The following is a 10,256-nucleotide window of genomic DNA, read 5'->3' on the forward strand; positions in this document are numbered from 1 at the left end:
GTTACTCAGGAGACTTCCCAGGTGGGCCGGGAGTGGAGCAGAGCCTCGAGGTCGCCGGGACCAGACTGCTCTTGGGCCATGGCCAACTGCTTGCTGGCCTCGCCGGCGTACTCCGAGCGCTCCACTGCCCTATACACCCCGATGGGAGTGGGCTCGAACGGGCCGGCCGAGAGCCGGGACAGGGCGAAGGCCAGGCTGGGATCTTGACGGGTCTCGTCATGCACCAGCAGGGCCGATTCGCCGACGTCGGCCACATCGACCACCTCTGCGCTGCCCTGGGGATTGATGACCACACCCTTTTCGTTGTCCTCGCCGAAGCGGATGGGCTGGCCGTGCTCAAGGTGAATGAGCATGGAGGCCCGCTTGTCCTTCTTGGTGATGGCCCCAAACGCCCCATCGTTGAACACGTTGCAGTTCTGGAACACCTCCACAAAGGCGGCGCCGGGGAAATCGTGGGCCCGCCGGAACATGTCCATCATGTGCTGGCGGTCCATGTCGTGGGTGCGGGCCACGAAGCTGGCCTCCGCTCCCAGGGCAACCGAAACGGGGTTGAACGGCTCGTCGATGCTTCCCGCCGGGGTGGACTTGGTGACCTTGCCGATCTCGCTGGTGGGCGAGTACTGGCCCTTGGTCAGGCCGTAGATCTGGTTGTTGAACAACAAGATGTTGAGGTTCACGTTGCGGCGAAGGGAGTGCAGCAGGTGATTGCCCCCGATGGACAGCATGTCGCCGTCGCCGCCCACTACCCACACATGCAACTCAGGGCGGGCCATGGCCAGGCCGGTGGCCAGTGCCGGAGCCCGTCCGTGGATGCCGTGAACGCCGTAAGTGTTCATGTAGTACGGGAACCGGGCCGCGCAACCGATACCGGAGACGAACACGGTGTCTTCACGGCGCACCTCGAGCTCGGGCATGAGAAGCTGCACCGCGGTGAGAATCGAGTAGTCCCCGCAGCCGGGGCACCAGCGGACTTCTTGGTCGCTGGTCCAGTCGGCCTTGGTGGTTGTGGGCACGTCAGTCATCAAGAGCTCCAACAATGTGTGAGTGAAGTTCGGCAGCGATAAAGGGAACCCCCTCCACCTTGGCCACCGATTGGGCATCGACCAGGAACTCGGCCCGGATGATGCGGCAGAACTGGCCCAGGTTCATCTCCGGCACCATCACCTTGGGATAGCGCCGGACGATGTCGCCCAGATCGCTGGGCAGCGGATTCAGGTGGGTCACGTGGGCATGGGCCACCTTGCGGCCCTCCTCCCGAGCCCGCATGACGGCGCTGGTGATGGCGCCCCATGTGGAGCCCCAGCCCAGCACCAGCAGATCGGCGTCGTCGACGTCGCCGTCCAGCATGGTGGGCGGGATGTCGTTGGCAATGTGGGCCACCCGCTCCTCGCGCAGCTTCACCATATAGCCATGATTGTCGGGCTCGTAGTTGATGTTGCCGCTGCCGTCTTCTTTCTCAATGCCGCCGATGCGGTGGGTGAGGCCCGGCGTGCCGGGAACCGCCCAGGGGCGGGCCTTGGTCTCGGGGTCGCGCAGGTAGGGCCAGAACACCTCGGTGCCGTCTTCTTCGGTGTGGTTGGGCCCGGTGGCGAACTCCACCGTCAAGTCGGGCAGCGTCGACACGTCGGGTAGAAGCCAGGGCTCGCTGCCGTTGGCCAGATAGCCGTCGGACAGCAGGATCACCGGGGTGCGGTACTTGAGGGCAATGCGGGCGGCCTCAATGGCGGCGAAGAAGCACTGCGACGGGGAGTAGGCAGCCACGATGGGCACCGGCGACTCGCCGTGGCGCCCGTACATGGCCTGCATCAGATCGGCGCTCTCGGTCTTGGTCGGCAGCCCGGTGGAGGGCCCGCCCCGCTGGATGTTGATCACCAACAGCGGCAGCTCGAGGCTCACGGCCAGGCCGATGGTCTCGCCTTTGAGGGCAATGCCCGGACCGCTAGTGGTGGTCACGCCCAGATGGCCGCCGAAGGAAGCGCCGAGGGCGGCACAGACCGCGGCGATCTCGTCTTCAGCCTGGAGGGTGCGCACCCCGAAGTTCTTGCGCTGGCTCAGCTCGTGGAGGATGTCGCTGGCCGGGGTGATGGGATATGACCCCAAGAACAGGGGAACCTTGGCTTGCTGACTGGCGGCTATCAGACCCCACGACAGGGCGGTGTTGCCGTTCACGTTGGTGTAGGTCCCCGGTTCCAGTGCGGCCGGCTTCACCTCGTAGGTGAAGTCGAACAGCTCGGCGGTCTCGCCGAATGCCATTCCCGCTTTGAAGGCGGCCGTGTTGGCGTCGGCGATGAGTTGCTGGCGCTTGAACTTGGCCGAGATCCAATCCAGGGTGGGCTGGGCCGGGCGGTTGTAAAGCCATGAGAGCAGACCCAAAGCGAAGAAGTTCTTGGACCGCTCGGCGTCGCGGGGCTTCACCCCCAGGTCCTTGCAGACTTCCTTGGTGATGGTGGTCATCGGCACCTTGAACAGCGTGTAGTTGTCCAGGCTGCCGTCCTGTAACGGATCGCTGTCGTAGCCGGCCTTGGTCAGGTTGCGCTCCACGAACGCGTCCTGGTTCACGATCACGGTCCCGCCCATCTCCAGATGCATCAGCTCCTTGCGCAGGGCGGCCGGGTTCATGGCCACCAGCACGTTGGGAGCGTCACCGGGGGTGGTGATGTCGTGGTCGGAAACCTGCACCTGGAATGCCGACACCCCGGCCAGCGTTCCCTGAGGCGCCCTGATCTCGGCGGGGAACTCCGGCAGTGTGGCCAGGTCGTTGCCGAACAGCGCGCTGGCACTGGTGAATCGGTCACCGGTGAGCTGCATTCCATCGCCAGAGTCGCCCGCGAACCGAACTACCAAGCGGTTCAACTCCTGCGTCCCGACGGTACGCGGCACGGTGTCAGTCACGGAATCCTCCTTGATCCCCGATGGCCACTCGCTAAAGCGACGCCGGTATTCGAGGTTACCCAGTGGGCCGCCACAAGTGGCACATCCTCGGCAGAAAGCCGCGCCGATCTGACTTCGCAGGCAGCGAGGTGCTGACTCAGCGCTTGTCGTAGGTATGGCCTCCTCGGTGTCCAACTGGTCGGTTGCATCTACGCCGTGTCCGCCGCGTCCGACGTGAGGGCATCTGGCGGCGGCATGCCCTGTCGGAGCCGTTCAAAGCGGATCTCCACCTCGTGCTCGGCCAACGGAACGCTGCGTGGCGTGCGAGATGTCATCTCGCCCAGGCGGTCGAGGGTGCAGAATTGGACGGCACCGGCGCAATCCCAACCAATCGGTGTGGCCAATAGGCCCATCGGATCATCGGATGCTGCCCCGTACTGCGCCGCCCAGAACTCTCGCGCCTCGATGCGGGCAGGGAGCAGCCCGTCCATCCATTCGGCTATGTCGCGTTCCCTTCCTTCGACTGGGGTGGATAGCGACAGTGGAACGGCCGCGCGATCAGCCGCGTAGCCCTAGTTGTAAGAGAACCAGCAGGCACCCCCCCCCCCGGGCCGCTTCGGCTGAGGGAACTCTCAGGCTCGCCCGCTCAGCGGTGGATGGTGAAGGCTTGCCGCAAATCACGGCCATAGCGGTAGACGGCGAAGTCGGCGTCGAATGACACCGCCTCTTGGATGCCGTAGCGCTCCATGACCGCCCAGCTCGTCCGGTCGACCATTGAGAAATCCTGATCGCTGAACCGCTCGCCAGTCTGCAAGGCGGCTGAAATGTCCTGGGGCGTCGCCGTCAGAACCTCGGCGAGATTCCTGTTCACGATGGTCGCCACCAACTCGTCGGCGGCCACACGATGATGTCGGCTTCTGGCCACCGCCCACGTCTCCACGAGCACATGATCAGTAGTGGCCAGCCGACCGGCGTGCTCGCTCAACAAAGCTACGGCCCGTTCATGGGACAAGTCGGTGCTTGCACCGAGGGCGTACCACGCCCCGGTGTCCACAAAGACACGCGTCACTCAGAGCCGCCTCGGGACCGAAGCCTTCTGTCGAATTCCTCGCCAAACGCCTCACCGATCATCTTGTGTTTGTCGCGGGCTATGTCGGACGGCTCGCCCCCACTCCCCAAGATGCCGATAATCGGCGTGATGTCGCAGTTGGCGGTTCGAGCCGCGGCGTCATCGGAGCGGATCAACTCCCGAATGTAGGCAGACACGCTCAGCCCAAGCTCGTCAGCACGACGTTTGGCCACCGCCCGCAGTGGTGGATCCAAGAGGACATTGGTGGGCTTCGTCATGTCTTCATGTTATCTGTGTTGCGCATCACGCGCAGCACAATATCCGTAACAGGTGCGGACAGTCCCTTAGGCGACGGTTACCGAGTCGGAGAGGTAGACGTCTTGGATGGCGTTGAGGAGCTCGATGCCCTCGGCGACGGGGCGCTGGAAGGCCTTGCGACCGCTGATGAGGCCCAGGCCGCCAGCCCGCTTGTTGACCACCGCGGTGCGCACTGCCTCGGCCAGATCGCTGGCCCCCGACGAGGCACCGCCGGAGTTGATCAGCCCAATCCGGCCCATGTAGCAGTTGGCCACCTGCCAGCGGGTGAGGTCGATCGGGTGATCGGTGGTGAGCTCGTCGTACACCAACTTGTGGGTCTTGCCGAACCCGAGGGCGGTATAGCCGCCGTTGTTCTCGGGGAGCTTCTGCTTGATGATGTCGGCTTCGATGGTCACCCCGATGTGGTTGGCCTGACCGGTGAGATCGGCGGCGGCGTGGTAGTCGGTGCCGTCCACCTTGAAATCAGAGTTCCGCAGGTAGCACCACAAAACGGTGAACATCCCGAGCTCATGGGCCCGGTGGAAGGCCTCGGCCACTTCCTGGATCTGGCGGGTGGCCTCCTCAGAGCCGAAGTAGATGGTGGCCCCCACGCCGGCCGCGCCCATGTCGTAGGCCTGCTCCACCGATCCGAACATCACCTGGTCGAACTTGTTCGGATAGGTGAGCAACTCGTTGTGGTTGAGCTTGACGATGTACGGAATGCGGTGGGCGAAGCGACGAGAGGTGGCCCCCAGCACACCGAAGGTGGAAGCCACCGCGTTGCAGCCTCCCTCGATGGCCAGCTCCACAATCCCAGCGGGATCGAAGTACCGGGGATTGGGAGCGAATGAGGCCGCGCCCGAGTGCTCGATGCCCTGGTCCACCGGCAGGATGGACACGTAGCCGGTGCCTCCCAACCGGCCGTGGTCGAACAGCGACTGGAGGTTGCGCAGCACCTGGGGCGAGCGGTCGGTGCTGGCCATCACACGGTCCACGAAATCTGGGCCGGGAAGGCTCAAATCTTCGCGGGGAATGGTCTTGGATTCATGCGATAGAAGCGATTCAGCCTCGTCGCCCAAAAGTCCTTCTATGTCCACGATTGACCTCTCCTTCGAACAACGCACCGCCAACTCTCACCTTATCGGCGGGCAGAATCCCTCAGGGGCATTCCCAGGGGTATTTCCCTATCGGAGAGCACTCAAACGCTCGGCCACGTCCACGTAGAGCTCATCCTGGTCGCGAAGCCAGCCGAACAGCTCCCGAGCCCGGGGGATTTCGCCGGCCCGCTCGCACAGATCTGCCAGCGCGTAGGCCTGGCGAAGGTGGTGCTCTTTGGCCTGGCGGGGCAGCTGGAAATCCGCGGACAGCAGGCGAACGGCCTCGGTCAGCTTCCCCCGGTCGCCCAGCGCGCCGGCGGCCACGATTCGGCCCTCGGCCAGCACTGCGGAGCTCGCTCCCGAGGCCCGCAGCTCGGCCCAAATCAGCTCTACATCAGTCCACCGGCGCTGGGCCCGGTAGCAGTCGGCCAACACCGGATGGAGATCCGTTCGCCCGGTGAGTTCTCGGTTGGCTTCCAGATCTCGAGCGGCCAGATCCCACCGACCCAAGCGGTAAAGGGTCAACCCTGCCAACTCCCTAATCTCAGGGACCTTGGGAGCCTCTTTGGCCATGCCGTCCAATGACCGCCAAGCCCTTCGGTAGTCCTCCTGCTCATAGGCCGCCTCGGCCCGCTCAAGCCGCTGTCGGAGCGTCACCGCCATCCGTTGGCCGACTGCCTCCTCCAAATTCTGGGACTGAGATGGCGAGCCGCTCTCCGACAGCGGTGCGCGCCGACGGCCCCGCGATTGCTTGCCTGGTTTGCTGGCCGGAGCCTCGGTGAGATTGCCCCGCTCGACCGCCTCTCGGGCCTCTGACCGAAGCTGCTTGGTGCGGGCCTGCCGGGCCGCACGTCGCTCAGCTCTCAGACGGGCTTCTTCGGCCTCTTCGGGTGTCTGGTCGGCGTCCGGTGGGTCTTCGTCGGGGACGGGCAGAGGCTCTTCGTGAATCTTGGCCGCACCCTTCCGGGCCACCGAGCCCATGTGGCGCGGTCCCTTGGGCGGTGGCCGATCGCCTTTTCGCCGGTCTTGAGACGAGGGAGAGTCCCCCTTGCGGCGATCCTGCCCCGATGGCGGCTTCCCTTTACGCCGATCCTGCCCCGACGGCGGCTTCCCTTTGCGGCGATCCTGCCCCGATGGCGGCTTCCCTTTACGCCGATCCTGCCCCGATGGCGGACCCCCCTTGCGGCGGTTCTGGGACGCCTGCTGTCGGGGCGGCCTCCGGCGATTGGGAGGCTTGCGGGCAGAACCTCCACCGGAAGACACCGAACAAGCCTACCGAAGCCGCCTTCATAAACTTGCGATTAACCGAAGCGGGGAGCCAAATGGCTCCCCGCTGTCTGCGAAATCCGGCGGCGACCTACTCTCCCAGGGCGTCTCCACCCAAGTACCATCGGCGCTGGTGGGCTTAACTTCCGTGTTCGGAATGGGAACGGGTGTGACCCCACCGCCATCGCCACCGAAACCTTTATGTTCTTGTCAAAGAGGCAGAGCTTCAAGAACTCCACAGCGAGCACGAACATCGGTTTCGACATCGAGTTAATGATGTAGAACCAAGCCCTCGGCCGATTAGTACCGGTTAGCTGAACATGTTGCCATGCGTACACTTCCGGCCTATCAACGTGGTGTTCTGCCACGGGCCTTACCCGGTTGTCCCGGTGGGTGATCTCATCTTGGAACAGGCTTCCCACTTAGATGCTTTCAGCGGTTATCCTTTCCGCAGGTCGCTAACCAGCCATGCCCTTGGCAGGACAACTGGCACACGAGAGCTGCGTCCGTCCCGGTCCTCTCGTACTAGGGACAGCTTTCCTCAAATCACCTTCGGCTACAGAGGATAGGGACCGAACTGTCTCACGACGTTCTAAACCCAGCTCGCGTACCGCTTTAATGGGCGAACAGCCCAACCCTTGGGACCTGCTTCAGCCCCAGGATGCGATGAGCCGACATCGAGGTGCCAAACCTTCCCGTCGATATGGACTCTTGGGGAAGATGAGCCTGTTATCCCCGGGGTACCTTTTATCCGTTGAGCGACGGCGCTTCCACACGCAACCGCCGGATCACTATGCCCAACTTTCGTTTCTGCTCGACCCGTCGGTCTCGCAGTCAAGCTCCCTTGTGCCATTACACTCGACGCCTGATTGCCAACCAGGCTGAGGGAACCTTTGGGCGCCTCCGTTACTCTTTGGGAGGCGACCGCCCCAGTCAAACTACCCACCTGACACTGTCCTCAACCCGGATTACGGGCCCAAGTTAGATGCCCAGCATGAGCAGAGTGGTATTTCAAGGTTGACTCCACACAGACTTGCGTCCATGCTTCCCAGTCTCCCACCTATCCTGCACAACACATACCAAACACCAATATCAAGCTGTAGTAAAGGTCCACGGGGTCTTTCCGTCCTTCTGTAGCTAACGAGCATCTTTACTCGTACTTCAATTTCGCTGGGTCTATGGTTGAGACAGTGGGAAAGTCGTTACGCCATTCGTGCAGGTCGGAACTTACCCGACAAGGAATTTCGCTACCTTAGGACCGTTATAGTTACGGCCGCCGTTTACTGGGGCTTAGGTTCAGAGCTTCGCCTTACGGCTAACCCCTCCCCGTAACCTTCCAGCACCGGGCAGGCGTCACAGCGTATACAGCGTCTTACGACTTCGCACGCTGCTGTGTTTTTAGTAAACAGTCGCTTTCCCCTGGTTTGTGCCACCCAATCAAGCTCCGGACGCGAAGTCCATTACTTTACTAGGGTCATCCTTATCCCAAAGTTACGGATGCAATTTGCCGAGTTCCTTAACCATAGTTCTCCCAATCGCCTTGGTATTCTCTACCTGCCCACCTGTGTTGGTTTGGGGTACGGGCGCCGTGAAAGCTCGCTAGCGGCTTTTCTTGGCAGTACAGGATCAGTGACTTCACCTCATGCGGTTCGGTATCACGCCTCAGGCTTTATGGGGACCGGACTTACCTGGGCCCCGCCCTACACGCTTACCCCAGGAACTACCGTCGCCTGGGTTCACCTACCTCTCTGCGTCCCCGCGTTGCTGGCCGCTCCGGTGTGGGTCGGTTTCTCCTGTCCCTTACCGGGACAGGTATCCCCTTAGCAACACCAGTTAAGCCTGGACGCGTTCACAGCGGTACCGGAATATCAACCGGTTGTGCATCGACTACGCCTGTCGGCCTCGCCTTAGCTCCCGACTCACCCTGGGAGGATTAGCCTTCCCCAGGAACCCTTGGGCTTTCGGCGGAAAGGTTTCTCACCCCTCTCTCGCTACTCATACCAACATTCTCACTCGGACTCAGTCCACACCAGCTTGCGCTGACGCTTCACTCCAAGCCCGACGCTCCGCTACCACTCCTGCCTAATGGCAGAAATCCGCAACTTCGGTTTCTAGCTTTAGCCCCGTTACATTGTCCGCGCAGGATCACTCGACCAGTGAGCTGTTACGCACTCTTTCAAGGGTGGCTGCTTCTAAGCCAACCTCTTGGCTGTCTGTGCAATCCCACATCGTTTACCACTTAGCTAGAAATTAGGGACCTTAGTTGGCGGTCTGGGCTGTTTCCCTTTCGACCCCGAAGCTCATCCCCCGGGGTCTCACTGCTGTGCTCTGGAACCATGGCATTCGGAGTTTGGCTGAGGTTGGTAAGCTTGTCGGCCCCCTAGCCCATCCAGTGCTCTACCTCCATGGTTGAACGCACAACGCTGCACCTAAATGCATTTCGCGGAGAACCAGCTATCTCCGGGTTTGTTTGGCCTTTCACCCCTATCCACAGGTCATCCGCCCAGTTTTCAACCTAGGTCGGTTCGCGCCTCCACGGAGTCTTACCCCCGCTTCACACTGCCCATGGATAGATCACCCGGCTTCGGGTCTACGGCATGCGACTGTACGCCCAGTTATGACTCGCTTTCGCTCCGACTTCCCTTCACAGGTTAATCTCGCCACATACCGTAACTCGTTGGCTCATTCTTCAAAAGGCACGCCATCGCGATCTCTGATTGACGATCCGAAGATCATCGGTTGAGACGACGCTCTGACTGCTTGTAAACCAACGGTTTCAGGTACTATTTCACTCCCCTCCCGGGGTACTTTTCACCTTTCCCTCACGGTACTAGTTCACTATCGGTCGCCTACATATACTTAGCCTTACGAGGTGGTCCTCGCAGATTCACGCCGAATTACACGGCAACGGCGCTACTCGGGGACACTCAGCGAAGTGTGCAGTAGTTTCGTGTACGGGGCTCTTACCCCCTGCGGCTCGCCTTTCCAGAACGATTCCACTACCACGCACGTTTGTAACTTCGTGGAGGATCTGGCGCTCCTCCTCTGAGACCCCACAACACCGGACCGGCAACGCCACCAGGCTATTCCACCGGCACGGTTTAGGCTCTTCCCTCTTCGCTCGCCGCTACTAAGGGAGTCGCGGTTGCTTTCCTTTCCTACAGGTTACTTAGATGTTTCAGTTCACCTGGTTCCCTCTACCGGCGCTATGTGTTCACACCGGAGTGATACCCCTTTACAGGTATCAGGTTTCCCCATTCGGACATCCCCGGATCGAAGCTCAGTCGGCAGCTCCCCGAGGCTTATCGCAGCCTCTCACGTCCTTCATCGGTCGTAGGCACCAAGGCATCCACCGTTGGCTCTTCGTAGCTTGGAAGATTCGTACATCGAAGAACTCTAATTTCGATCAGATGCTCGTGCTCGCTATGCAGTTCTCAATGAGCGCAGGAGGATACGGGCAATTGATCAAACTGCCCGACAGAGCCTCGAGCGTGAAGATTCACGCTCCCTCAAAACGGAAGAGAGGACAAAAGAAACCAGTGCATCAACTGGGAGTGTCCGAACTTGATTCCACCATTTAGCGGTATCAAGTGGAAACGGAACTCCTTAGAAAGGAGGTGATCCAGCCGCACCTTCCGGTACGGCTACCTTGTTAC

At 61.5% G+C, this 10,256-nt stretch carries 6 protein-coding genes, 2 rRNA genes and 1 pseudogene; all 9 read right to left on the reverse strand.

Annotated features, from left to right (window positions below; genetic code table 11):
* Positions 1 to 5 precede the first annotated feature (5 nt).
* Positions 6 to 1,022 carry a 2-oxoacid:ferredoxin oxidoreductase subunit beta gene (locus tag OXG30_13700; GenBank protein MCY4135947.1) on the reverse strand — a complete coding sequence of 339 codons (1,017 nt, stop codon included), beginning with the start codon at positions 1,020 to 1,022 and terminating at the stop codon, positions 6 to 8.
* Complete coding sequence (locus OXG30_13705) at positions 1,015 to 2,892, reverse strand: 2-oxoacid:acceptor oxidoreductase subunit alpha (GenBank protein MCY4135948.1); 1,878 nt, start codon at positions 2,890 to 2,892, stop codon at positions 1,015 to 1,017. The genes OXG30_13700 and OXG30_13705 overlap by 8 nt, the downstream gene beginning before the upstream one ends.
* Before the next feature lie 188 nt (positions 2,893 to 3,080).
* A pseudogene (locus OXG30_13710) lies at positions 3,081 to 3,428 on the reverse strand (HipA N-terminal domain-containing protein).
* An 89-nt stretch (positions 3,429 to 3,517) separates the two neighbouring features.
* Entirely contained in the window at positions 3,518 to 3,940 is a 423-nt protein-coding gene (locus OXG30_13715) for a PIN domain-containing protein (protein ID MCY4135949.1), read from the reverse strand.
* A complete protein-coding gene (locus tag OXG30_13720) occupies positions 3,937 to 4,218 on the reverse strand; it encodes a hypothetical protein (protein MCY4135950.1) in 282 nt (93 codons plus the stop codon). Before OXG30_13720 ends, OXG30_13715 begins: the two co-directional genes overlap by 4 nt.
* Positions 4,219 to 4,284: 66 nt before the next feature.
* A complete protein-coding gene (locus OXG30_13725) occupies positions 4,285 to 5,337 on the reverse strand; it encodes a class I fructose-bisphosphate aldolase (GenBank protein ID MCY4135951.1) in 1,053 nt (350 codons plus the stop codon).
* An 84-nt stretch (positions 5,338 to 5,421) separates the two neighbouring features.
* Complete coding sequence (locus OXG30_13730) at positions 5,422 to 6,315, reverse strand: hypothetical protein (GenBank protein ID MCY4135952.1); 894 nt, start codon at positions 6,313 to 6,315, stop codon at positions 5,422 to 5,424.
* Positions 6,316 to 6,678: 363 nt separating this feature from the next.
* Positions 6,679 to 6,795 (reverse strand): 5S ribosomal RNA (gene rrf, locus OXG30_13735).
* Between the two features lie 85 nt (positions 6,796 to 6,880).
* Positions 6,881 to 9,976, reverse strand: a 23S ribosomal RNA gene (locus OXG30_13740).
* Between the last annotated feature and the right edge of the window lie 280 nt (positions 9,977 to 10,256).

Source organism: bacterium, from assembly GCA_026708015.1.
Lineage (GTDB): Bacteria > Actinomycetota > Acidimicrobiia > Acidimicrobiales > Bin134 > Poriferisocius.